We start from the raw sequence: 22,829 nt of genomic DNA, 5'->3' as shown, positions 1-22,829 counted from the left end.
CCCGCTCAAACGTCCGTCGGCGCTGATGCCGGCTGCGGCATCGGCAGCATGCATCAAAAACATGAGCGAACGACGCCGCCATCCACCCGCAGCGCCGCGCCGTTGATTGCCGAAGCGACAGGACTGCACACGAAAGTCACCAAGGCAGCGACCTCTTCGGGCGTTGCGAAGCGCTTGATCAGGGAACTGGGTCTGACGCTCGCGAGAAACGCCTTCTCTATCTCTTCGAACGGCTGCCCCTCGGTCATTCGCATCACGAACTCCTCCACGCCAGCGGTCCGGGTCGGCCCCGGCAACACGGCGTTGACGGTGACACCCGTCCCTGCGCAAGACTCCGCCAGGCCGCGCGAAAGCGCGAGCTGAGCCGTCTTCGTCAGGCCGTAGTGAATCATTTCCGCGGGAATCTGGATGGCGCTCTCGCTGCTGATAAACACGACTCGCCCCCAGTTACGCTGCTTCATGCCTTCGATGTAAGCGCGGCTGAGGCGCACACCGCTCATCACGTTGACCTCGAAGAACCGCTGCCAATCCTCGTCGGGAATGCTTTCGAAAGGCTTGGGTTCAAAAATTCCGAGATTGTTCACCAGAATGTCGACCTCAGGATGGCTATCCTTCAGCGCCGCAACCCCCTGCGCCGTGGCGAGATCGCCGGCGAATCCATCGACCTCGGCCTCCGGCGCAGCGCGCCGAATCTGCTCCACTGCAGCGGCGACGGCCTGATCCGCCCGTCCGTTCACGATGACGCGTGCGCCCTCCGCAGCCAGCTGGCTGGCGATGGCAAGGCCGATGCCCTTGGAGGAGCCGGACACGAGGGCCGTTTTACCGTTCAGTTTTAGATTCATGGCGTTGGTCTACTGCGAGTTATTGTCGATACCGGCGGAATGCCGCTTTGCCTACCATTCGAACGCTACGGACGGGCCTCCCTCAGCTTGGGCAAAACCCGTACGCCTTCCTCGAAATTCTCGACTTCAAGGGCTTGGACCTGCCCCGCCGAGTTCCTCCGGAACCAGACCGCGGCTATCCCCACGGCATTTTCTCCCACCGGTTCATACGCGAACTGGTCGCCGCTCCAATGGCTCAGCCGGAAGCGTTTCGGCTCGGGCCCTAGCGCCAGGACGAGCTCGTTGCCGTCCTTCGATACACGGGCTTCGCCGTAGTAGGCGTTCGCGTAAGTCCCGACGTAGTCGCGCAGCGCCCGTGCGGGCTCCGGATGCGGCGGGACTGGATGTCCCGCCAGCACGCTCGGATTGGCGTACATCGGAGCGAATAGCGGCGTCACGGCGGTCAGCCAATCGCGCTGCACCCGCCCCGTCTCGACCAGGTCCAGAAAGCCGGCGTTGAGCGCTTCGGGAACGCCGATGGGACTCCCGTTGGTGAGCGTGATGATACCGAGGTTTTCCGACGGCAACAGCGCGAAGGCGGTCCCTGCGCCGAGCAGGAAACCGCCGGAGTGGGCGAGCCGGACCCGGCCGGTGCCGTCGTTGCCGACGCCCACACCGTAGCCGTAGAACGATCCGCGGTAGGCCGGCTGCGCGGCAGCACTGGAACGGATGTGTGGACTCAGCGCCTCGGCCAAGGGTTCGCGGCCAATCACCTCTTTCCCATCCAGCGTGCCGAGCGCGAGAACCATGCGCATCCATTGCGCCATGTCCTTTACGCTGGAACTGACGCCCCCCTCCGGGCTCTGAGCATCCGGCTGGCGGACATGGCGCGCGAACCAGGCACCGCCCTCGCGCACATGGCCAAACGCCCGGTTAGGCTGGGCGACATAGGCGGAGAACTCCGAGCTCGTCGAAGCCATGCCCAGCGGGCCATAGACGAGTTCTTGGGACAAGCGGGACCATGGGGTGCCTCGCGCCGCCGCGACAGCCTCTGCCGCCGCGGTCAGGCCGAAGTTGGTGTAGATATGCGTCACCCGGAACGGGCTCAATGGCAGGTAGCGCAGGCGCCGCAGCACTTCCGCGCGGCTATAGCCCAAATCCTCCAGCGAATCGCCGGCATGGTCCGGCAGCCCGCTGCGGTGGCTGTAAAGGTCTCCGACGGTCACGTTGCGCGTGACATAGGGGTCAGCGAGGCGAAACCAGGGCAGCATGTCGACGACCGGTCGGTTCCAGCCGGTCCAGCCGCGCCCCACGGCGGCGGCTACCACGGTCGCGCCGACGGATTTTGAAACCGAGGCCAACTGGAATACGGTGTCGGCATCGACCGGCTCGGGATGGCCTATCTTGCGAACGCCGAAACCCCGGGCGTAGACGACCCGGTCGTCGTGGACGACGGCCACGGCCATGCCGGGCACGCCGGTGCGCTGCATGAGCTCGCGGGCCAGACCGTCGATCGCCGAGACGGCCCGGTCGATCTGCCCGGAAGGAATTTCCACTGCCGACCAGAGCGGCGGCGGTACTTCGCTGGCCGCACCCGCGGCGGCAAAGCCAGCCAAACTCAAGAGAGCGACTCCCGTGAGGCACCCCCTCTTCATCCCTAACGATTGGGAGAAATTCATAAAAATTGCAGCATGCCGAACGCAATACGAGTTGGCTGCCGCCATGCGCCCTCTCGTCATTTTCAGGGGAATCATGAGGCTATTCAGTGTCTTCAACAGGACGGGAGATCACTTTATCGCCCGATTAACCACCGCGCTAGAACGCCACGGCTGCAAATCCATCCCACCTCCGCCTCGGCGGGCTCCCCACGCCACATGACCCAGTGTTGTCATCGATCGGCAGGCAAATTGCCTGATTTCTAGGCAATACTGAACTTCCGATGCAGGGTCGCGGGTGGTCCTATGAGTTTTGTCCTGTGGTTTGTCGGCGGATGGTGTCTGCTGCTGTTCATTTGCGGCGTGGTCGCAAACGCCAGACCTGAGCTGGTGCGCTGGCTCCAATACAGTGTTGATTGCGAAATCGCATGCGCGCTCGGACGTCAAACGGCGACATGCCCATCCAAACCGCATGGCCGGCCCTATGACATATTCCACAAAAGCTGTGGAAAAGCCGTTTAACAACGCGCTGGAATCCCCGGACCTCGCCGGTCTGCACTGCCTGGCCAAAAACTGATCAAGCCCGGGCGATTCGGCAATACCCGCTCCGCAGGCTCCGGCCAGTGAAGATCAGGAATGGGAGCCGCGGTCATTAAGCTCTTCCAACCAGCCGCTGATCGTATCGATGAGACGAATGACACCCGGCAGGCGGCCGTAGGCATCTTGTTGGGCCTCGTTGTGGGGTTCGAGAGTGCGCCACCAAACGATAAGCTGCCTAACTAGCGAGCGGACCGGTATTTGCTCCGGAGCGATACCTGGAAATCCCTCCACTTCGAATGCCCGTTCGACATCTTTGAGACAGGAGAAAACGTAGTCCCGATCCGAGCCGAAATCGACCGGCCGCTGCGGAGCGCGGTTGATCATGCGTACTTCGCTGAGTTCGGGGATGTAATTCTTTGGCATCTTGGTTTTGCGTATCGCTAGGCACGTAGCGGTGGGATGGAATGCCGCTGGCTTGCCAGTCACTTGCCCGCCGCTATTCCGCCGGGCCAGACCACCGCTCTGAGCAAAACGCTTTCGCGACCGCTGCCGCACGGGCTTCCTGCACGCTGTCCGCTACTCCAGTCCCATCGGATTCTGCAATGCCGGCACAGGCTTTCAGCGCAACGCCCAACAAGACGACTTTGGGATATTCTTCGGTGGCGCGTCCCCGGTATGCGCGGTAGTCGCATGCGCAAAGCGTCATCAACTGTTCGAAGCGCTCCGGCTGCTCGAATGCCCCCACCCGTTCCAACAGCGCGGCGACGGGCCCTGCTCGCACCGCCGTCACCCGGTGTACCCGCTCGCACTCGGCCAGCGCGAGTAGAGCGAGTTCGCGACAGGCATCAGGCACACCGAAACGTTCGCACAGTCCCTCGATGCGTGGGCGCCCCCGCTCAACGTGGCGATAATGAACGGGCAAGTGCTCGGGTGGAGAGTCCGACTTGCCGATGTGCATCACCAGCGCGGCGAAACGCACCGGCAGTGGCGCGTTGCAGCGCGCCGCCGCGTCCAGAACGCGCAACAGATGTTGGCCGATATCGACTTGAGGAGGATCGTCCGCGATCTGCGGGACGCCGAACAAAGCAGCCACCTCAGGCAACACCAAGCGCAGAGCCCCACAACCGGAAGGCGCGGCAAACATATTCGAGGGTTTTTGAGCCATCAGGCCGCGGACCAGCTCCTGCCAAACGGTGGCCGATGCGATGCCGGCGAACCCATCGGCCGGCAACTGCTCGAACATCAGGTCCAAGGTCGCATCGTCCGGTCGCCCTCCCGAACCGGCGGACAACGCCGCCAGACGCAGGATGCCGAGCGCAGGATCGGCCTGCACGAAATCCCAATGGAGAGAGCTAGGTTCGGAAGTCATATCGGTCATCGCGTTGTCGAGCCGCCAACTTGATGCAAAGCCGCTCGCGCGTCAACGGCAAAGTCGACTCGTTTCGGTAAACTCACTGCAACCTCGGGAAAATCTGCGTCACCCCCGGCTTAGACTGGGTTAAGCGTTATTGCGGAAGATAAGGCTCAACGCGCTTAAGTGCGTTGGTAACGAACGCTTCTTTCTCTCCTACCGGAGCGACGTAATGGAGTGCCTCGGCAGCGGCTTCCAGTCCCTCGCTTCGGGCAATGATCCAAGCGGCTAAATAGGCTGAAGCAAGACAACCCCCGGCAGTCGCGACATTTTGATGGGCGTAGAAAGGTTGGTTCAGAACTTCAACTCCGGCCTCTTGTACCCATGGCTTTGTCGTCAGATCCGTGCAGGCAGGCACCTTGCCTAACAGGCCCAGTTTCGCCAAGACCAGCGTACCGGAGCATTGCGCGGCAATAAGTTGGCGCTCCGGCTGCAACGAGAGCCGACTCATCAACTCGGGGGTGCTGACGATCCGCCGGGTTTGAATCCCGCTCCCGACAACGATGGCGTCAGCCAAGGCGGCGTCCTCAAGGGTCGACTGCGCACGGACAGTCACGCCGTTCATGGACGTAATTTCCGGCTCGGGGCAACAAAGCGTTACCCGCCAGTCGGGTTTCCTGATCCGGTTCAGGATGCCGAGAGCAATCAGTGAATCGAGTTCATTGAATCCATGGAACGTGAGAATCGCGATATGCATTGCTAGATGACCGTCCTCGCTGATGCGTCATGATGACCAACGAATAAGGTGGGATAACCAGGTACTGTGCCAACATAATCCTGTCCGACAGGTTCTGCCACGAATTCGGTGCTTCCTTAATCTAAGGGTTAAGTAAAATCTCGCCTTGCAAGTACTGCACTGCCCTCCCCGATATCAGTACGCGGTCGCCGCGCAGTTCGCAGCCAAGATCACCGCCCCGGCTGGAAAGCTGCTTGGCGTTGAAAAGCGTATTGCCTGTGCGGGCGGCCCAATAAGTCGCCAACATGCAATGCGCCGACCCGGTCACCGGATCTTCGGGGATGCCAACGCGAGGGGCGAACATCCGCGAGACGAAGTCGACCGAATGGCCCGGTGCCGTGGCGATGACGCCCATGAGCTCAAGGTCCGCCAGCCGGGAAAAGTCCGGTTGCAAAGCACGGATGTCGTCTTCTTCGGCAAACACGCACAGGTATTTGGCAGCTCTCCAAACTTCCAGAGGCTCTCGTCCCAATCCCTCGGACAGCTGCATCGGGCAGGCGCAGCGCTGCCCGTGAATGGCGGGGAAGTCCAGGGTCATGAGGTCTCCCGCGCGGCTCACCCGGAGTTCGCCACTCCGGCTGTCGAAGGCGACTTCCCGTAAGGACGGTTCGAGATGCCGGAAGACGACATAGGCCGTCGCCAGGGTCGCATGGCCGCACAGGTCCACTTCCACCTTGGGGGTAAGCCAGCGCAAGGCATATCGCCCATTCCGTCCAACCAGGAAGGCGGTCTCCGAGAGGTTGTTCTCGGCGGCGATGGCCTGCAGGACCGAGTCCTCGAGCCAGCGATCGAGCACACAGACCGCGGCAGGATTGCCTCCGAACAAACGATCGGTGAATGCATCGATTTGATAGAACGGGATACGCATATGAGGTCCTCCTTTGCTTTTTGCATCAACAACGTGATCTGAGCGATTCGGCGGCTCGTGTCGGAGCACGCTGGCTGATCCACAAGCTCGCCAGCACCGTCGCGGCCACGCCGACAAGGGATCGGCTCAAGGGCTCGCCCAACCACAGCGCGCAGGCCCCCAGAGTGAGCACCGGTTGCAGGAGCTGAACTTGGCTCATTCGCGCGATACCGCCCAGGGCCAAGCCCCGGTACCACAGCATGAAGGCCAGGAACTGGCTGATCACAGCGACATAGACGAACCCCGCCCAGGCCTCGGGCGGCGCCGACAGCTCGGAGCGCGCCATGGCCCACACCAATGGGCCGAGCAGCCACGGCGCCGCCAGAACGAGGGCCCAGCTGATCACCTGCCAGCCGCCGAGGCTCCGCGACAGCCGGGCGCCTTCGGCGTAGCCCAACGCGGCCATCAACGCAGCCGCAAACAGCCACAGATCGCCCCTGCGCAGACCGCCGCCCCCGGCTTCGAGGGCAAACACGAAGACCGCGCCGGCACCGGCCAACGCCGCCAGCCAAAATCGACCCGGCAGCCGTTCCCCCGCCAAACAGGCGCCGAAAAAGGCGGTGGCCAAAGGCGTGACCGAGAGCGCAATGCTGCCGTGGGAAGCTGGCAACTCCCGCATGGCCCAGGCCGAAAGCACCGGGAAGCCCACGATGACGCCCAGAGCCACGACCGTCAGACTCAAGAACTGGTAAGCCCTCGGCCGGGGTTGCCGAGTGACCAACAGGACCAGCGCGGCCAGCGCCGCAGCGAGTACGCCCCGCCCGAAGGCCACGAACCAGGGATCAAGATAGGCCACGGCAATCCGCGTCGCCGGCAAGGTCAAGCTAAACGCCGCGATTCCAAGGAACGCCAGGATCCACCCTTGGCGCATGTCCGACCTGTTCGTCCGGCTGCCCATCGCTTCCCTCCAAATACGTTGGTTTCGAAGCGTCCTCACGATAGATGGGAAAATGCGAACAATACATATACAGTCAGCAATCCATTTGGCTAACCTGTACCTATCGGGCGACCTATACAGCGATGACTCCTCTCAACCTCGACTCCCACGACCCCCGCCCTTTGATCGAACAGATCGTGGTGGGCATCAAGCAGCGTATCGATGAACGCGCCCTGCGCGCGGGTGCGCGCCTGCCTTCGATACGGCATTTTGCGGAGGATCACGGCGTCAGCAAATTCACCGTGGTCCAGGCTTTCGATCGGCTGGTGGCGATGGGTTACCTGAAGTCGCGGCATGGCTCGGGCTTTTACGTCACTCAGCGTTCGGACACCGGCGATACGGCGAATCAGGCCTGCCAGCTCAATCGCGCCATGGATGTGCTGTGGCTGCTCCGCAATGCATTGCAGGAGCAGTCCCACATCGCGATGCCCGGCGCCGGCTGGTTGCCCGGCGAGTGGATGGATGGCGCCGGCATCCAGCGCAGTCTGCGGCTGCTGGCGCGAAAGAGCGGCGCGCATTTGACCGCCTACGGGCTGCCGGCAGGCTATGAGCCTTTCAGAGCGCTTTTGGCTCGGCGCCTGGAAGATCAGGGCATCGGTTGCTCCGCTCGGCAGATCGTGACCACGCGGGGCGCTTCGCATGCCCTGGACTTGATCGCTCGGTTCTTCGTCAAGCCGGGCGATGCCGTGCTGGTGGACGATCCGGGCTACTACACGCTGTTCGGCTATCTCAAGCTGTCCGGCGCACAACTGGTCGGAGTTCCGTGGACTCCGCAGGGACCGGATCCGGCGGCAATGGAAAGCCTCATTCAGGAGTATCGACCCAAAGTGTTTTTCACCAATACGCTGCTGCACAATCCGACCGGCGTCAGTATCAGCCAGGCAGTGGCTCATCGGGTGCTGCAGTTGGCCGAGCGTTACGACCTGGTGATCGTGGAGGATGACATCTACGGGGATCTGCTGGCCGGACCGGCGACCCGCTTGGCGACGCTCGACCAACTGGATCGGGTGGTTTTCGTCGGCGGATTTTCGAAGACCGTTTCGGCGAGCCTGCGCGTCGGCTTTCTCGCCTGCAAGTATGAAATCGCCGAGAGCCTGACGGACCTCAAGCTCCTGACCGGTCTGACCACTTCGGAAATCGACGAACGTCTGATCCATGAGCTGCTCACCGACGGCTACTTTCGTAAACATCTGGAGAAGCTGCGCTCGCGGCTCCGTCGGGCGCGCGGCGAAGCGATCAGGAATCTGGAACGCGCAGGCTTGGAAATCTATCGGGAATCGGAAGACGGGATGTTTCTCTGGGCCCGCCGGACGGTCTCCGAGAACGCCACGCGTTTGGCGGCAGCGGCAGCCAAACAGGACATCATGCTGGCACCCGGCGCCTTGTTCAGGCCGCAGCAGGAGGCTTCACCCTGGCTCCGTTTCAACGCGGCCGGTTGCGGAAATCCGGCCATCTTCCGGTTTCTTGAGAACGAGCATACCGATCCGGATCGATGACGTTGGGCGAGGGATGCCACAACTCATGGCGTGTCCAGAGCAAGTGCGAATCTGGCAGACTTGTGCCATGGACCGCAGGGTTAGCCTCTTGAGAAGAGCCCGAGCCTCCAAGGATTCTTGACGGACTCGAATAAAATAGCGCAGGTGACGCGGGAGGAGTGGAATGGCGAAAGGTACGATGCGCTCGAGTGCTGCAGCGGACGGTGACGGTAAACGGCTGGTGAGCCGGATCAGCATATCGCTGTCCGAAGACTTGCTGTCCGAACTCGACACGATGGTCAACGAACGCGGATTCGCCAATCGGTCGCAGGCCGTTGCCAAAATCATTCATCGCTCGTTGGTCGAACATCGCAACGAAGTCGGCGACCGTGTGATGGTCGGCACCATCACGCTCTTCTACGACAACCTTGCGCCGGGTGTCCAGCAAAGACTTGCGGACCTGCAGCGCCAGCATATCGCGGAGGTCATATCCTCCCTGCACGTGCTGCTCGATGGCGAACGCACCCTGGAGGTCATCCTCGTTCAAGGGCCGCCACCGAAAGTCCAGGCGATTGCGGATGCGATGATCACACAGCGGGGGGTGATTTGGGGCCGCCTCGAACTCGTCGCCGCGCTCATTCCTCAACTGCATCCGTTTTCGGATACGCAGCACGAATAGGGCGGATTCGATCCCTTCAGTCACCGCTTCTCATCGTTAGAGGTCGAGTACCACGTCGGACGTCGGGATCGTGCAGCAGATAAACGTCTCCTCCGGCGAAGGCGGGTCGACCAATTCGAGATAATCGAGAGAGCCTGAGAGGATGCGGGTTGTACAAGCCTGGCAGGTGCCTGCCCTGCAACCGAAAGGCGGTCGCAGTCCGTTCGCCTCTGCCAAATCGAGCAGCGTTCCCTGATCGGCGCTCCATTTCACTTCGAAACCGGATTTCCGGAACGTGACGGTATGGTCCTCGCCGGACAGTACCGAAGAGATCACGGCAGATCCTCGGGCGCGTGTACCGAAAGCTTCGACGTGAATCCTGCTGTCCGGAACCCCGGCCTCCTTCAGCAGGGATTCTGCGGTATCGAGAAAACCCGGAGGTCCGCAGACGAAGATGTTCGCCTCCTTCATGTCAAGCTCAGACAAGGCTTGTGAACTCATACGTCCCTTACGCGTGTTATGCGCCAGCGAGGGCGCAAACTCCGCTTCCGATAAGAACCTCGCGCGCAGGTTCGGATGGGCAGCACACAGTTGTTCTATGGATTCGCGGAAACAACGTTCCGCTTCATTACGCGCGGCGTAAATCAGGGTTGCCGCACACCCGGACAGGGCGGCGCCTTCGAACATTGCGAACAGGGGCGTGATACCGACACCGCCCGCCAAGAGGATCAGCGGTGTGTCGTCGGTCTCGTCGATGAAGAATCTTCCGGCGGGCGCTTTGACGTCCAGTTCGTCGCCGGCTTGAATGGAATCATGCAAATAGGCCGACATCGATAGGCGCTTGGGCGTGTCATCCGCCGCGAACTCCGCCCGTTTGATCGTGATCCGCAGCCGATTCGACATCGGTCGGCCGGAAGACATCGAATAGCTTCTGACCACTTCGCCGTGGTTCGGGAGGTCCGTGCGCACAACAATGTGCTGACCGGGGAGGTAAGCGGGAAGCGCTGTCCCGTCCGCTGGGGCAAGATAAAACGACACGATCCCGGCGCATTCCTCGTGGCGTTCGGCGACGACGAACCGCTTGTATCCCGGCCATGCCTTGCCTTGTTTGGCGAGCCGGAGTGCGCTGGCGCGCTTCGCAATCAGCGCCTGCCATTCCGGAGAAAGGTCTACGGCGTTGCGGGCGAACTTGAGTTCCGACAGGCTGGCATTCGCGTCATAGGTCGCTTGGACGAACTCTCGAACCGTGGGTGACGGCAAGGGGGTGGGCTGGTGGACAAGCCGGTCGCCGACCGCGATCCGGCCTTCGCGCAACACGCGCGCGTAGAATCCGACACGGCCGTCCGCCAGGAAAATTTTCGAGAAACCGGGATCTTCCTGTAGGGTCATCGCCAGCTTGAAACACGATATACGCGGCTCGCTGACCTGGAGTATGAGGTCGCCGCAGGTCAAGAGGTCGCCGATGCGGACATCGTCCTCCATCAGATTTTCGACCGTCAGGTTTTCTCCGAAAGTCCCCGGTGAAAGCCGCCGGCCAAGATACGACGCCCAGTGGAGATAGCCGGGCCTGCCGTAGAGGTAGACGGCTTTGTGAGGCCCGCCGTGGCACCTCAGATCCGCTTGTTCGTCGCCGCCGATGCCATCGAATCCGATGAGGACGGGGCCGGTTACCGGCTGCTTGAAAATGCCCGTCGGCACCGTCTTCTCTTTGAATTGGACTTCTTTGATTTTGCTCGCATTGATCGAGACGATCCTGTATTCCGTTCTTTCCGGTTGGCATGGAGCGGTGTTGGGAGCCGTGCCCGGTGCAGCCAAATTCTTCATTTTTTCGTCCTCCGATCGAGGGATGCGTTGCCGTCCTGTCTGGCCTTGGGGCGAGACGCGCCGCGCCGCGATTTGCCCTCAAGGAACAACGATGACGCAAGGGTTCACCCGGATTCATCGTGCGCCAGCGGCGCTATCTCAGTTTCGTACAACCTTTGAACCCGCTTCGCAGGGAGCACTGAATCTATGCTCCGTGGACTCATGGGGTTGCGGAAAGCCTGATCGCTACTTTGCAGTCGGAGGAGCACCCTGCGTTCGCTGATAAGACTCGCTGAGTCCATTGCAGGCGACCGGCGTGCCGAAGCCCGCTCGTTCAGGGGCGTCTCCAATTTCCCAGTCATGCCCAAAGCGGGGGTGACATCGATTCGCAGAGCCGTGTGCTTCGAGAAAAGTATTACGATCAAAAGCAATCATAATACGAATACTGGAGGTTGCACCAGAGCCGGGCGCTCGAAAATCGAGTGAAAGGAGGATGCGCGTGCCCAGTCATAGGCACCGGGCGCGTCCTCAGAGGTTCAATTTCCACCCCATCGACGACGTCCTGGAGCGTCGTATTTCTCGGTGAGGCCGGACTGCCCTGGGGGGACTGGCACGAGCCCAGCCCGCTCAGCGGACCTGCTATGGCCGCATAAGGAAAACCGGTGTCGCTGACGCCAGGACGTTCGGCGACACCGGCGGAGGTTTCAGTCGCCGTAACAGTTGGAACGACTGCCATCGGCCCCGACCAGCACCCAGGCCGGCGGCGTGAAGCCGGTGATCGGGCCTTGCGGCAACGGCGGCTGATAGGTGTTCTGCACCCCGGTCAAGGGCGCGGGAAAATAGGTGGTTTCCGCCGCGGTCGGGAGCGGCGGCGTGTCATACCGGCGTGCAGCGGAGGAGGGTACGGGGCAGCCGGTGGTAGCGTTGAGCCCGGCGATCTGGGCATTCCAAGTGTTCGTCGGTGAAATCACCACGACCGGACAGCCCGGGACATCCCTGCCCAGATAGGCAAAATCCCTGCGGAAGGTCGAAAGCAGCTTGGCGGAGGCGGGCCGGCTGAGGCTGCCTTTCGCCGCACTCAGCCTCACACCGAGTTCGCGGTTCTGCTCCAGCGATGTCGGACTGAAATTCTGCGAACCGAGGACGACCTGATCGTCTCGTCCGCCCGGCAAATCCAGGTACACCATCTTGGCGTGCAAGTACATGTAGCTGGAGGTATCGGGGTAGAGATGGACGACGGCGTCCACCGGAGACCCGTCGGGGCGGGCGGTCGTGACCAGTTGCTGGTAGGCGGACCCGTTGCCGGCGTTGAAGGTCATCAGAACCCTGACCTGGACCCCGACTGCGGCCGCGGCGTTGATCGCCGCCAGGATGTCCGTATCGGCGTATTCTTCGTTATAGATGTACAGCTTCGCGGCGATGCCGGTTTCAGCGGCTTTGGCTGCGGCGCCGATCAAGTTCAACAGCACCGCCTTGGCATTGCCGGCCACCGTGCCGGCGCGTACTTGGCCCGGTGCGGCCAGGGCATCCGCGACGAAGGCGCCGTAAGGGTAGGGATAAAATCCGCTGCCTGAGCTTTCGGCCGGGAAAGCGGGATAGGCGTCTGCGGCGAACGCGATCACATTGCCGAAACCGTCCGGCGGCGGCGCGGCGATTCCCAACGTGCCGTTGCTCCAGACCAGCGTCTCGGCGGGGTCGTTCAGCCCCAGCGCGAGGTTGGATTCGGTGGGCGAGGGGCCGTGAAAATCGGACGAGAAGACGCGCTCGATGGTGAATATCTGATCTCGGTCGTGCAGTACCACGCCGAAATCGCGGGTATTGGCGGCGAACGAACATCGGGGATTGTTCGGGCAGTTTCTTCCTGGCGTCGAGCCGCTCCAGGTGCTGGGCCAGCCGTATGCCTGGAGGTTGAAAGTGGCGACGATTGCCTTGGCGGACGCAGGCAGCGCGGAAGCGCGGCCGTAGTCCGAGCCGTCCTTCCTGCGGGCATCGATGACCAGCGTCTTCTGATGGGTGATCTGAAAGTTGCTTGCCGCATAGTTGAATTGGACGACGCCGTCCGCCGAGCGCCCCGTCGTCGGATCGACCCCGAGTTGTGTCATCATCACCTGCCAGTACGCAGCCTGGACGGCAGTGGCCGAGGCGCTGAACCACTGCGGATTGACCATGACCCGGATCGCGGGGGATGCCGGCCGGTTGCGGGCCAGTCTGATCCTGGCGGCCTGCAGGGCCCGGAGCACGTCCTGAGCGCCCAGGTCGTAGACGACGATATCCACCGACTGCCTGGCGCTGCGGATGGCACGGGTTACGGTGGCCTTCGTTTGTTGATCCTGCGGCTCGACGATCACAGCCGGCATCGGAGAAGCCGAGCTGGCTTGGCAGTGGCAGACCGCGACAGTGAGGGACAGCGCGGCGATGATAGGGCTGGTCTTTGGCATCGGGTAGGCTCTTCAAGTTGGGGGCAGCGATCTTACGAATCCGACATTTCAACCCCTTAAAACTGGGCAAAAATACCAAAATGCCCGGATTGGGCAAATGCGAAAACTCTCTTTTTTGGAAGCCGATGCAAGGAAATCGTCCTATGAACCAGCCGCGAGCCGATATGTATGGGGCCTTTTTACGTCGTCGGTTGGCGGTCATTGCCGCCCTGCTGTCGGCTGCCGGATGCATGCAGCCAGGCCCGCCGTTGCCGGAAGAGGCACAAGCGAAGCTGGAGGAGTTCGACGCCCAGGGAGGCTACCGCCCGGAGCGGATTTATGCGACGAACGAGGCTCGCGAAACGTGGAAACACGTGCGCACCGATCTCGACGTCAGTTTGATCGCGCCCACCACGGGCGGGCATTTCCCGCTCGTCGTCTATCTGCCCGGCTTGGGCGAAGACGCCACCGCGGGGGCATTCTGGCGCCGCAGTTGGGCGGCAGCAGGCTACGCCGTGTTCACCGTGCAGCCGGCGGCTCTCGGCAAAGTATTCTGGGCCTCGGACAAGCTCGATGCCGGCGAACTGCGGGCGACAGGGCGGACCTACTTCTCCTCGGCCTCGCTGGAAAGCCGGCTGAGCCACTTGGCCTGGGCATTGGGCGAACTGCGCCAGCGCGCTGCGATTCCGGGTAGCCCTTATGCCGTCGCGGATCCGGCCAAAACGGCGGTGACGGGGTTCGATCTCGGCGCCCAGGCCGCTTCCGCCTTGGCGGGGGAGGCGGTCAAGGCGGCGTTCCCGGCAAACGCCGAATTCAATTTTGCCGGCGCCGTCGTTCTCAGTCCCCATGTCACCCTGGCCGAAGGCAAACTGGACGAGCGTGCCGCGGGGATGGCGATGCCCCTGCTTGCCGTGACCGGCACCGACGACGATGACCCCTATGGCATGAGCGCCACCTCCCTGCGCTCGGCCCTGTGGCAGTCCATGCCGCCCGGCGGCAAATACCTGCTGGTGCTGCAGGGCGGTACCCACGACGCCCTTGCCGGCGTGGAGCCTGGGCAGAAATGGAAAGGGCCGCCGTCGCAGCCGGTACCGGGCGAAGGATCGGAAGGGGGAGGATGGATGCCTTGGTCCCGCGAGGACCTTACATTGCAGGTCGGTCAGCGTTCCGGCCCCGGGGGCGCCCGCAATGGCTCAGCCGGCGGTCCGTCCGGGGGGGCAATGCGGCCTGCCGACCGGCCGCTGCGAAAGCGCGGGCCCGACGTCCGGCATTGGGCCGAGGTGGCCAGCGTCAGCACGGCGTTCCTCGATCTCGTCCTGAAAGGGCGCGAGCGCGCCAGGGATTGGCTGAGCCGGGATGCAGGCCGATGGATGGGGGCGTCGGCGGAGCTTCGGCATAAATAACGCGGCTCACCGGACCGCCGACGCGTGGAGCCGGGCGACGAACCGCGCCAGCGCCGTGCCGATTTCGCGGGGCGAATCTTCCTGCAGGTAATGGATGCCCGGCACGGTGATTTCGGTCTGATTCGGCCATTGCCGGCAGAATCGGCGTGCGCGCGGTCCCAGCAACGCGCCCGGCTCGGCGTTGAGGAACAGCTTCGGGATGTCGCAGGCCGCAAGCCAGGCGCCGTAGGCTTCGACCACTTCGGCGACGTCCCGCGGCTCCCCGTCGATGGGCAGTTCGCGGGCCCAGGCCAGCGTCGGCAGTCGGGATTCCGGCGTACGGAACGGGTGCCGGTAGGCGTCCATTTCTTCCTCCGTCAAACTCCGCAGGATGCTCTTCGGCAGCACGGTCTCGACGAAAAAGTTGTCCTCCGCGATCATCCTGACGCCTTCCTCCGCGCGGAGGCGGCGGAAGATCTGCTCCCGTGGCGGGGGAAAATCGGACCATAGTCTCGGTTGCACCAGGGCTTCCATATAGGCGATGCCCTGCACCCGTTCCGGATGGCGGCGGGCCCAATGGAAGCCCAGGGCCGAGCCCCAGTCGTGGACCACCAGGATCACCTCACCGCCGATGCCCACCGCCTCGAACCAGGCATCGAGATACCGGGCGTGATCGAAGTATCGATAAGCCGACGCGGGCGCACCGCCCGACTGGCCCATCCCCACCAGATCCGGCGCCAGGCAGCGGCCGAGGGGCTGGACATGGGGGATGATGTTGCGCCACAGGTAGGACCAGGTCGGGTTGCCGTGCAGGAACACGATGGGTGCGCCTTCGCCGACATCGACGTAGCTCATCTCGGCATCCAGGACCGGCACGCGCGTCCTGGGGTGGTGATCGACAGCGGAAATCCCGGATGGGAACATGATCGGCACTCCTGATCTTGTATGCGCCAGCCCCCGCGGCTTCCGACGCCGGGGCAACCTGATCAGCGACGCAGGTCGAGTTGGAGGAAGCCCTGCTCGGCGCAGGCGCGGCGGTATTCCTCGGCGTTGGTATCGGCCGTTTCCCGGCGCAGGAGGGAGCCGTCCGAAGCCAGGTACTCCACCGCGCCGCGCACGAAGAACAGGCTCACCAAGGGTTCATCGCCCCCGGCGGTCCAGGTGTCGACGTGGCCGGCCGGCTCGTACTCGTAAGCGCCGGGACCCAGCAGCCGTCCCTCCGGCTCGAGGCGCCGGTATCCGCTGAGGACGTAGCCGTGAACTTCGCCCTGGTGCCGATGCAGGGGGACGCATGCTCCCGGCTCCAGCCGCAGCAGTGTGACCCATTCCCCGCGCTCGGGAAACAAGGCCAGCAGCTTCTTGGAAATGCCGGGGCCCATGGAAATCCACGGCAGCTGAGGGTTGCCCGAGTCTGCGGGGATGAATGGTTCGGTAGCCAACATGAGATGCTCCTTTGCCGGATAGTGAGGGAAGGTGCCGGCACAATAGGGCGGCGAGCGACCGCGAAAAAGGACCACAAATCGCAAAAATCATGGAGCCACTTTTCGAACTGCCCATCGTCCTGCCGCCCAAAGGCTCCCGGGCGCTGCTGCGTTCCGTGTACGGACAGCTGCGGGATGCGATCCTCGACGGCCGGCTCCAGCCCGATACGCGGCTGCCTTCGACACGGGCCTTCGCCGCCGCCGTCGGTGTGTCCCGCAACACCGCGATGGCGGCGTACGAGCTGTTGTTGAGCGAGGGCTATCTGGCCGTTCGGCCGGGTTCCGGAACCTACGTGGCCGCCATCTCACCGCGCCCGGCTCGCCGACCGCCCGGCGAGCCGGGCTCGGACAGCCGTTTGAATGAGGCCTGGCGCCGGCTGCCGGCGCTTCCCGGGGTGGACGATGAGTGCTTTCCCTTCGACTTCCGGCTCGGCCTCCCTGACAAATCGGCGTTTCCCTTTCCGGTCTGGCGGCGCCTCTCCGCCAGGGCCCTCAGAGCCTGGTCGAAAACACCGGCAGTCTACGGCCAGCCACAGGGGCGGCCGGCGCTGCGGGCGGCGATCGCCAAGCACGTCTCCTTTGCCCGGGCGGTTTCCTGTTCGCCGGAACACATCGTGGTCACGGCGGGCGCCCAGCAGGCTTTCGACCTGCTGGCCCGCATCCTGGTCACGCGGGGCCGAACGGTGGTCGCGGTCGAAGACCCCGGTTATCCGCCACTCCGGGATGCCTTCACCGCCGCCGGCGCGAGACTCGCCGCCATCCCGGTCGATGACGAAGGCCTGAGGGTCGATCGCCTGCCCGACGAGGCCCGGGTGATCTGCGTCACTCCCTCTCACCAGTTTCCCCTGGGCGTCACTCTTTCCGCGAAGCGCCGGGTCGCCCTGCTCGAATTCGCGCAGGAACGGGGGCCGTGGTGGTGGAAGACGATTACGACGGCGAGTTCCGCCTCGGAGGCCGCCCTTGGACGCGCTGCAGACGCTGGATCGGACCGGCTCGGTCTGCTACGTCGGAACCTTCTCCAAGAGCCTGTTCCCGGAGCTGCGTCTGGGCTTCGTGGTGGCGCCGCCCTGGGCGCTGGAGGCACTTGTCGCCGCCAAGGCGTGCGCCGACTGGCACTGCCAGACGCCGTCCCAGGACACCCTGGCCGCCTTCATCGGCGAGGGCCATCTGGCCCGCCACGTGCGCAAGATGGGCAGGGTGTACGCCGGGCGGCGCGCGGCCCTGCTCCGGGCGGTGTCGCGGCATGGCGGCGATTGGATGCATCCCGTGGGGGACGCGGTGGGCCTCCACCTGGCGGCGGTGCTGAGCCCGGAGATTCCGGCTGGGGAGTTGGGGTCGGCGGCGGCGGTAGATGGCATTCGCCTTCATGCCCTAGAGCGATACTCCGCCGAAAAGCCGGCGCCCAACGGCGTGGTTCTGGGTTACGGAATGATCCGCTCGGACCGGATCGATGCCGCAATCGAGCGACTGGCAAAGATCGTGACTCGTCTCGCATGACGGCCTCAGAACCTGTCTTGAAAAATCTATTCAAGCGAAGTTAATCAATTGAAATCAGGAAAATTCTCCGCTCAGGTAGGGTGGATAAGCGAAGTGCATCCACCGCAACGCCGACTCGAAGAGCGGCGGCGCGGAATTTGGCGGATGCGTTGCCGCCTATCCGACCTGCTATCCTCCATTTTTTCAAGACAGACTCTCAGGCCGCTTCGACTTCCGCGGCAGCGAAAACCAAGGACCGGCTGGCCTTGCGAAGCTTATGTTGAAAATAGGCGGTCGGCTGGTTCACCCCAAACAGCCGGGCTGTGACCATATCCAAGCTCTCTTCAAATGTTGAGATTTTTCTGTGCGCCATTTCTGACACCTCATCCGGGTGCAAATATTATCGATAGTCTGATTGATTATATTTTATTTTATTTCTATAGCCATGAAGGATTGGCAAGCATCTTTTAAATCAATAGGGTTCTGACTTGGAAGCTAGTTTGCCCGCCATGGCTCCGTACCTTGAATTTAACGGACAATACAATCCTTCCTCCGCTCCGGCAGCCTCAATAAAACAATTTGTCGTCTACAGCCGACATATTGGCTTGAGTATTCGCAGGATACGGCTGATTCCTTTTCACGCCATCAAGTTGAAACTGGCTCTATGTCAGCTATTCTTCAGATTGCCCTTCAATGGTTTTTTGGATATCTCTCATCGTGTGTCCCTATCTATTTATTTCTATCGTTATATTGGAGTCAACGACATGAGATTTACGAACAGATCAAACCACCTTCTGGCGTTCCTGTTGGCAACAGCTGCCAGCGTTTCTGAAGGATATGCGGTTACTGCACTTACGTCTGAAGAGCTTCTTGGCAAGGCGCTTTTCTTTGATACCAGCCTCTCAACTCCAACTGGGCAGGCCTGTGTCGACTGCCATGATCCAAAGGTTGGATGGACCGGTCCTGATCAGGATATCAATCTGCACGGTGGCGTTTACGAAGGCGCGGTGGCGACCCGCTTCGGTAACCGCAAACCTCCGAGTGCCGCGTACGCATCGTTCAGCCCGAGCTTTCACCGTGACGCAAATGGGGACTTCGTAGGCGGAAATTTCTGGGACGGCAGAGCCACGGGGGAAAAACTCGGAAATCCCGCCGCGGACCAAGCCCAGGGACCATTTCTCAATCCATTGGAGCAGAATAACTCCGGTCCGGCTGACGTTTGCCAGAAGGTTGAGGTTTCCAACTTCGCCATGCAGCTCACCGGTTCAAGCTATTCCGAGCTGTTCACCCGTTCCTTCGGTTCCGGGACCTTGGACTGTAATAATCCATCTGATACGTATGACCGCATCGCGCTGGCCATTGCCGCCTATGAGGCGTCCAGGGAGGTCAGCGCATTCAGTTCGAAGTACGATGCGTATCTGAGAGGGAAGGCGGTGTTGACTAAGCAGGAGAGAAAGGGACTGGCGATGTTTGAGGGGAAAGCGAAATGCTCGAATTGCCATTCCAGCAAGGCCGAGAGACACGGGCGGACATCCCCCCTCCTGACGGATTTCACCTATGCCAATAATGGCGTCCCAAAAAATCCCGACAACCCTTTCTACCGGATGCCCGTTGAATTCAACCCTCAAGGTGCGGATTGGGTGGACACAGGGTTGGGCGGATTTCTGATTGGCCGGTCCGATTTCGCTCAGTATGCCGATGAAAACAAAGGAAAGCAGAAAGTTCCCACACTGCGGAACGTGGATAAGCGTCCGTCACTGGCGTATCTAAAGGCTTACATGCACAACGCCGCATTCAAGAGTCTGAAGGAAGTGGTCCACTTCTATAACACTCGCGACGTGTTGCCCGATTGCGGCGACATTTCCCATCCGGAGCCGGGTATCAATTGCTGGCCGGCAGCGGAGGTGGCGGCCAATGTCAACCGGACGGAAATGGGTGATCTGAAGCTGTCGGATGAGGAAGAGGATGCGATCGTCGCATTTCTCAAGACGCTGTCCGATGGCTTCCAGCCCTCAGGACACGGTGGCGACTAGGCTGGATGGGGGCCGCGAACGGTGCGTTCAAGAATAGAGCGCGCCGTTCAGGCTTGATTGAGCAGCCAGTTCGCAGATTTCTGCAGCTCTGAAAAATGCCGGGATGGATTCGTAATCTGGCTCGTGCCAACGACCCTGAGTTGCGAGCGCGTGTCATCCTTCCCTTCAATCTTGCATCGCGATCCGGATTTCGTCGGGCGATCGAAGATCGGATGTCGCCCGTCATGCGTTACGACGCTGTTCGCGCCGATGTTGTTCAACGATCTCCACCGCCGGTATCTTCCGCTTGAAACAACCATCGCGGCGCATTTCCCGCTCATTGCCGAAATTTTCCGATGGCTGTCGAATGGCCTACGGCCGGCAGTTTCATTCAGGTTCCGTGCGCGTTGCATAGGGGCGGATCTTCGTCATCAACTGCTCCGCCGTGATCGGTTCAAACCAGCCCATCGGATAACCCCCCGCGGCCAGCGCGCCGGCCAGCCAGCCATTGCAGGTGTGGAAAATGTGGAATTTGCCGTTCGCCGGGTAGAACCGGCTGCTGACGTAATGTCCCGGCCCAATGGGCGGCGCTCTCGCCGCTCCGTGCCTGGCGAAGCTGCGGTCGACATAGCCGGCCAATCCGGCAAAAGGCTGCGGCGCAAGATCGAGCCGTATCCATTCATAACCGGCGTAACGCCCCGCGATGTCCCCCTCGATGCCGGCCACGTGCAGCACGCTGGCCGTAGGCCAGAAGGCCGCTTTCAGGGTCAACCACAGGCCGGGATCGCCGGACTGGTAATAGTCCCAGTCGCCCCAGCCCAGCTCCAGGTAGTCGGCCTCGGGGAAATCAGAGCTCTCCGGAATGAACCCGGCGGGAATGTCCGCTTTCCGCAGGATAAGGCCGGCATGTTTGCCTTCGTTGACGATATAGATCGAGGCGTAGGGCTCGCCTTGCGCGGGAACCGGGTTTGCCGGGCTGGGTCCCGTGCAGGCGGAGCACAGCGACAACAGGCAAAGCAGCAGCCGGGCGAGCGGATTCATCGCGCCAGAAAATCGGCGACCGTTTGAAAGCGGCGTCGGCGAATCGCCGGATCGATATCCTGCAATGGATAGGAGAATTCGGGGGACTTTACGACGAGGCCGCCGCGCTCTTGCACCAGTCTGGCCAGTTCATCGATTTCCCAGGGCATCATGACCCGATCGCGCAGGCCGACGATGAGCATGAGCTTCGATCCGTCCTGCGGGAGCTTGCGCACCGGATCGTAATCCTCCGGGCAGCCCAGGCGGGAAATCCGGCTTGGAGAGGAGTCCACCACCAGCGCATCGTATTCCCCGCCCGCGCCGACGGCATTGGCCAGGACCACCCCGCCTATGGATATGCCGTACAGGTAGCGGTGGGCATAGCCCTTCGCATTCAGCGCCGCGACGATCTCGCGGTAATCGGACACGATGGCCTTGAGCCGACTCTTTCCTTCGGAAAGGCCGTACCCGCGGTAATCGTAAACGTAAACATGGAGTCTCAAGTCGCGGAAGAACGCAAGCGCGCCCATGATCTGATCGGCCAGCATGGCATTGCCCTGCGCCACCAGCAGATAGGCTCTGGGATGGCTGGCGCTCAGACGGTAGCCGCCCAGCACGCGGCCGTCGCCTGTGCTGAACGACAGCCGGTCGATGCCGCGGATCGACCGGACGCGGCTGGCGTCCGGCGCTCCGGCCGCCAGCCGGAACTGCCAGAACGCCAGGGGTTCCCGCACGAAGCCGCAAACGGCGGTTTCCAGATCGGAGATTGAATTCTTGCCAGGGGCCATGGGGAAAGCTCCGATTGCAAGCATACTCGCAGCGAGCCAAAACAGCGCAAACTTGTGAGGCAAAACCATGTCGTTTTGTCCTCAATGTAATATCATTCGATCGAACGGCAAACCGGTTGAGTTTACAGCGAGTTTATAAAATTGGTATGTGCTATCATGCGACCAGAAAGTTGAGACCCGTTTATGAGGGGCCGAGCTACTTATATGTCAAGCGCCGAACTACGGCCAATGCATCACCAAGTTACCAATTTGGTGGCGGAGAATATTCCTTGACGGAGCCGCTCACGTTAAGGCCCGCCATCAGGAGTCCGTCCTCCGTCACACCATAGAAACAATATAGACCGTCGCCGCATCGAGTGTTTTCTTCATGCCTCCGTCTCACATCAATGCAATAGTCAGATTTTACATCATTGCATATGATAACTTTCTCAAAGCCGGCTTCGAATGCTACAGGTTTCCAACTTTTCGAACGATTAAGGCGCTCAAACCCCATGCCTTGCTGCACGCCATAACGGGTAGAAATCATATCTACAGAAGCTCCGACTTCCTCGTCATTACTAAAAAATACTAAGCCGTTATACTGGTGCGGAGGTAAAGGTGTTGATTCTAATAGCGCTGTCTTCCAATAATTTGTTATCGTCGCGTACCAAGCCAACGCGGACTCGTTCTGTTTAGCGAACGAAAATATCAGAAGTACGGCAAGTGGAGATAGCCATAGCCACTTTGTTCCTTCCGAGCTGGATGTCATGAAAGCCAAGCAAATTATTCCTGACCATGTCGCCATCGCAGTCCTTGTGGAGTATACTATCCCAGCTGGCAAAATTATGACGTAATGTGCTGCGATGATGGCGAGTGAAATGATAGCTATAATATTGTGGCGCTTGTTTTTGTTCCGCAAAAACTGAATGGCTATGGCGGCCAGTAGAATGTAGGTTCGTATATCGTCAGAGAATATAATTCTGATATGTGATAAGAAATAGGCGGCTGATCTGTCTATGTTTGCAGCGATATCTTTGGCGCTATGTACAAAATGCGGCTGTCGCCATTCTGCTAGTTCCAGCCCCAATTGGCCAGTCGCCAAATAAAGTATCGCCAGCATGGATAAATAGCCTAATGCAAAGCCGCAACCCCATGCCGATACTATTCTAAATAAGATGGTCTTTACGTCGTCCTTTGACTCTCCTCCGTTAGCAAGGTTCAAGTGAAGAAGTGGCAGAATGTAGTAAATATTGCTGAGGGTGCCAAAGCATAACACGCCGAACAGCATATAGAACTTCCATATGCCGAGACGGCTGGTGATTAGCGCAGCG

Annotated in this window: 21 protein-coding genes and 1 pseudogene; 6 read left to right on the top strand and 16 right to left on the bottom strand. The window is 61.3% G+C overall.

Features of this window, described 5'->3' with window-relative positions; all coding sequences use genetic code 11:
• Positions 1-53: 53 nt before the first annotated feature.
• From OOT43_RS04490 to OOT43_RS04460, 7 genes are all read right to left on the bottom strand, one after another.
• Positions 54-842, bottom strand: coding sequence for an SDR family NAD(P)-dependent oxidoreductase (locus OOT43_RS04490; protein WP_266023524.1), 789 nt, complete (start codon positions 840-842; stop codon positions 54-56).
• Positions 843-907: 65 nt separating this feature from the next.
• Positions 908-2,443, bottom strand: a complete 1,536-nt coding sequence (locus OOT43_RS04485; protein ID WP_266023523.1) for a serine hydrolase — start codon at positions 2,441-2,443, stop codon at positions 908-910.
• A 663-nt stretch (positions 2,444-3,106) separates the two neighbouring features.
• The gene (locus tag OOT43_RS04480) at positions 3,107-3,400 is read right to left on the bottom strand and encodes a hypothetical protein (protein ID WP_266023522.1); all 294 of its coding nucleotides are present in this window, start codon (positions 3,398-3,400) and stop codon (positions 3,107-3,109) included.
• A 112-nt stretch (positions 3,401-3,512) separates the two neighbouring features.
• The gene (locus OOT43_RS04475; protein ID WP_266023520.1) at positions 3,513-4,385 is read right to left on the bottom strand and encodes a tRNA nucleotidyltransferase; all 873 of its coding nucleotides are present in this window, start codon (positions 4,383-4,385) and stop codon (positions 3,513-3,515) included.
• Between the two features lie 136 nt (positions 4,386-4,521).
• Positions 4,522-5,124 carry a DJ-1/PfpI family protein gene (locus tag OOT43_RS04470; protein ID WP_266023519.1) on the bottom strand — a complete coding sequence of 201 codons (603 nt, stop codon included), beginning with the start codon at positions 5,122-5,124 and terminating at the stop codon, positions 4,522-4,524.
• A gap of 121 nt (positions 5,125-5,245) precedes the next feature.
• Positions 5,246-6,031, bottom strand: a complete 786-nt coding sequence (locus tag OOT43_RS04465) for a PhzF family phenazine biosynthesis protein (protein WP_266023518.1) — start codon at positions 6,029-6,031, stop codon at positions 5,246-5,248.
• Positions 6,032-6,056: 25 nt separating this feature from the next.
• Positions 6,057-6,968, bottom strand: a complete 912-nt coding sequence (locus OOT43_RS04460) for a DMT family transporter (RefSeq protein WP_266023517.1) — start codon at positions 6,966-6,968, stop codon at positions 6,057-6,059.
• Positions 6,969-7,090: 122 nt separating this feature from the next.
• Between OOT43_RS04460 and OOT43_RS04455 the strand changes: the two genes are divergently transcribed.
• Positions 7,091-8,503 carry an aminotransferase-like domain-containing protein gene (locus tag OOT43_RS04455; RefSeq protein ID WP_266023516.1) on the top strand — a complete coding sequence of 471 codons (1,413 nt, stop codon included), beginning with the start codon at positions 7,091-7,093 and terminating at the stop codon, positions 8,501-8,503.
• 163 nt (positions 8,504-8,666) lie between these two features.
• Positions 8,667-9,161, top strand: a complete 495-nt coding sequence (nikR, locus tag OOT43_RS04450) for a nickel-responsive transcriptional regulator NikR (protein WP_266023515.1) — start codon at positions 8,667-8,669, stop codon at positions 9,159-9,161.
• A gap of 36 nt (positions 9,162-9,197) precedes the next feature.
• Here the strand turns inward: nikR and OOT43_RS04445 are convergent, their stop codons facing one another.
• Positions 9,198-10,838 carry an MOSC domain-containing protein gene (locus OOT43_RS04445; RefSeq protein ID WP_266023514.1) on the bottom strand — a complete coding sequence of 547 codons (1,641 nt, stop codon included), beginning with the start codon at positions 10,836-10,838 and terminating at the stop codon, positions 9,198-9,200.
• An 809-nt stretch (positions 10,839-11,647) separates the two neighbouring features.
• Complete coding sequence (locus OOT43_RS04440) at positions 11,648-13,381, bottom strand: phospholipase D-like domain-containing protein (RefSeq protein ID WP_266023513.1); 1,734 nt, start codon at positions 13,379-13,381, stop codon at positions 11,648-11,650.
• Between the two features lie 143 nt (positions 13,382-13,524).
• On the opposite strand from OOT43_RS04440, the gene OOT43_RS04435 reads away from it, so the two are divergent.
• Positions 13,525-14,763: an alpha/beta hydrolase family protein gene (locus tag OOT43_RS04435; protein WP_266023511.1), complete on the top strand. Its 1,239-nt coding sequence runs from the start codon at positions 13,525-13,527 to the stop codon at positions 14,761-14,763.
• A gap of 6 nt (positions 14,764-14,769) precedes the next feature.
• Here OOT43_RS04435 and OOT43_RS04430 read toward each other — a convergent pair whose 3' ends face one another.
• Positions 14,770-15,666: a haloalkane dehalogenase gene (locus tag OOT43_RS04430; protein ID WP_266023510.1), complete on the bottom strand. Its 897-nt coding sequence runs from the start codon at positions 15,664-15,666 to the stop codon at positions 14,770-14,772.
• A 62-nt stretch (positions 15,667-15,728) separates the two neighbouring features.
• Entirely contained in the window at positions 15,729-16,184 is a 456-nt protein-coding gene (locus OOT43_RS04425) for a 2,4'-dihydroxyacetophenone dioxygenase family protein (protein ID WP_266021129.1), read from the bottom strand.
• Positions 16,185-16,273: 89 nt separating this feature from the next.
• Between OOT43_RS04425 and OOT43_RS20525 the strand changes: the two are divergent.
• Positions 16,274-17,071: pseudogene (locus tag OOT43_RS20525) on the top strand (aminotransferase-like domain-containing protein); the annotation flags it as partial.
• A gap of 112 nt (positions 17,072-17,183) precedes the next feature.
• Positions 17,184-17,720 (top strand): aminotransferase-like domain-containing protein, encoded by a 537-nt coding sequence (locus OOT43_RS04420; protein WP_266023508.1) that lies wholly within the window; start codon positions 17,184-17,186, stop codon positions 17,718-17,720.
• Positions 17,721-17,916: 196 nt separating this feature from the next.
• Here the strand turns inward: OOT43_RS04420 and OOT43_RS04415 are convergent, their stop codons facing one another.
• Positions 17,917-18,072 (bottom strand): hypothetical protein, encoded by a 156-nt coding sequence (locus OOT43_RS04415; protein ID WP_266023507.1) that lies wholly within the window; start codon positions 18,070-18,072, stop codon positions 17,917-17,919.
• 115 nt (positions 18,073-18,187) lie between these two features.
• Between OOT43_RS04415 and OOT43_RS04410 the strand changes: the two genes are divergently transcribed.
• Positions 18,188-19,732, top strand: coding sequence for a cytochrome-c peroxidase (locus tag OOT43_RS04410; protein ID WP_266023506.1), 1,545 nt, complete (start codon positions 18,188-18,190; stop codon positions 19,730-19,732).
• Between the two features lie 47 nt (positions 19,733-19,779).
• Here the strand turns inward: OOT43_RS04410 and OOT43_RS04405 are convergent, their stop codons facing one another.
• From OOT43_RS04405 to OOT43_RS04390, 4 genes are all read right to left on the bottom strand, one after another.
• Positions 19,780-19,992 carry a hypothetical protein gene (locus OOT43_RS04405; RefSeq protein ID WP_266023505.1) on the bottom strand — a complete coding sequence of 71 codons (213 nt, stop codon included), beginning with the start codon at positions 19,990-19,992 and terminating at the stop codon, positions 19,780-19,782.
• Between the two features lie 106 nt (positions 19,993-20,098).
• The gene (locus OOT43_RS04400; RefSeq protein ID WP_266023504.1) at positions 20,099-20,752 is read right to left on the bottom strand and encodes a DUF2459 domain-containing protein; all 654 of its coding nucleotides are present in this window, start codon (positions 20,750-20,752) and stop codon (positions 20,099-20,101) included.
• Positions 20,749-21,519, bottom strand: a complete 771-nt coding sequence (locus OOT43_RS04395) for an alpha/beta hydrolase (RefSeq protein WP_266023503.1) — start codon at positions 21,517-21,519, stop codon at positions 20,749-20,751. The genes OOT43_RS04400 and OOT43_RS04395 overlap by 4 nt, the downstream gene beginning before the upstream one ends.
• Positions 21,520-21,760: 241 nt before the next feature.
• Positions 21,761-22,786 (bottom strand): hypothetical protein, encoded by a 1,026-nt coding sequence (locus tag OOT43_RS04390; protein WP_266023502.1) that lies wholly within the window; start codon positions 22,784-22,786, stop codon positions 21,761-21,763.
• Positions 22,787-22,829 lie beyond the last annotated feature (43 nt).

This window comes from Methylococcus mesophilus, assembly GCF_026247885.1.
Lineage (GTDB): Bacteria > Pseudomonadota > Gammaproteobacteria > Methylococcales > Methylococcaceae > Methylococcus > Methylococcus mesophilus.
The sequence above is the reverse complement of the archived record's forward strand: the minus strand, read 5'-3'. Positions and strand labels throughout refer to the sequence as shown.

Bases quoted from the DNA above. Each gene is read 5' to 3' on its own strand.
- OOT43_RS04490 (WP_266023524.1), bottom strand. From the start codon at position 842: ATGAATCTAAAACTGAACGGTAAAACGGCCCTCGTGTCCGGCTCCTCC.
- OOT43_RS04480 (WP_266023522.1), bottom strand. From the start codon at position 3,400: ATGATCAACCGCGCTCCGCAGCGGCCGGTCGATTTCGGCTCGGATCGG.
- OOT43_RS04475 (WP_266023520.1), bottom strand. From the start codon at position 4,385: ATGACTTCCGAACCTAGCTCTCTCCATTGGGATTTCGTGCAGGCCGAT.
- OOT43_RS04470 (WP_266023519.1), bottom strand. From the start codon at position 5,124: ATGCATATCGCGATTCTCACGTTCCATGGATTCAATGAACTCGATTCA.
- OOT43_RS04465 (WP_266023518.1), bottom strand. From the start codon at position 6,031: ATGCGTATCCCGTTCTATCAAATCGATGCATTCACCGATCGTTTGTTC.
- OOT43_RS04460 (WP_266023517.1), bottom strand. From the start codon at position 6,968: ATGGGCAGCCGGACGAACAGGTCGGACATGCGCCAAGGGTGGATCCTG.
- OOT43_RS04455 (WP_266023516.1), top strand. From the start codon at position 7,091: ATGACTCCTCTCAACCTCGACTCCCACGACCCCCGCCCTTTGATCGAA.
- nikR (WP_266023515.1), top strand. From the start codon at position 8,667: ATGGCGAAAGGTACGATGCGCTCGAGTGCTGCAGCGGACGGTGACGGT.
- OOT43_RS04440 (WP_266023513.1), bottom strand. From the start codon at position 13,381: ATGCCAAAGACCAGCCCTATCATCGCCGCGCTGTCCCTCACTGTCGCG.
- OOT43_RS04435 (WP_266023511.1), top strand. From the start codon at position 13,525: ATGAACCAGCCGCGAGCCGATATGTATGGGGCCTTTTTACGTCGTCGG.
- OOT43_RS04430 (WP_266023510.1), bottom strand. From the start codon at position 15,666: ATGTTCCCATCCGGGATTTCCGCTGTCGATCACCACCCCAGGACGCGC.
- OOT43_RS04425 (WP_266021129.1), bottom strand. From the start codon at position 16,184: ATGTTGGCTACCGAACCATTCATCCCCGCAGACTCGGGCAACCCTCAG.
- OOT43_RS04415 (WP_266023507.1), bottom strand. From the start codon at position 18,072: ATGGCGCACAGAAAAATCTCAACATTTGAAGAGAGCTTGGATATGGTC.
- OOT43_RS04400 (WP_266023504.1), bottom strand. From the start codon at position 20,752: ATGAATCCGCTCGCCCGGCTGCTGCTTTGCCTGTTGTCGCTGTGCTCC.
- OOT43_RS04395 (WP_266023503.1), bottom strand. From the start codon at position 21,519: ATGGCCCCTGGCAAGAATTCAATCTCCGATCTGGAAACCGCCGTTTGC.
- OOT43_RS04390 (WP_266023502.1), bottom strand. From the start codon at position 22,786: ATGCTGTTCGGCGTGTTATGCTTTGGCACCCTCAGCAATATTTACTAC.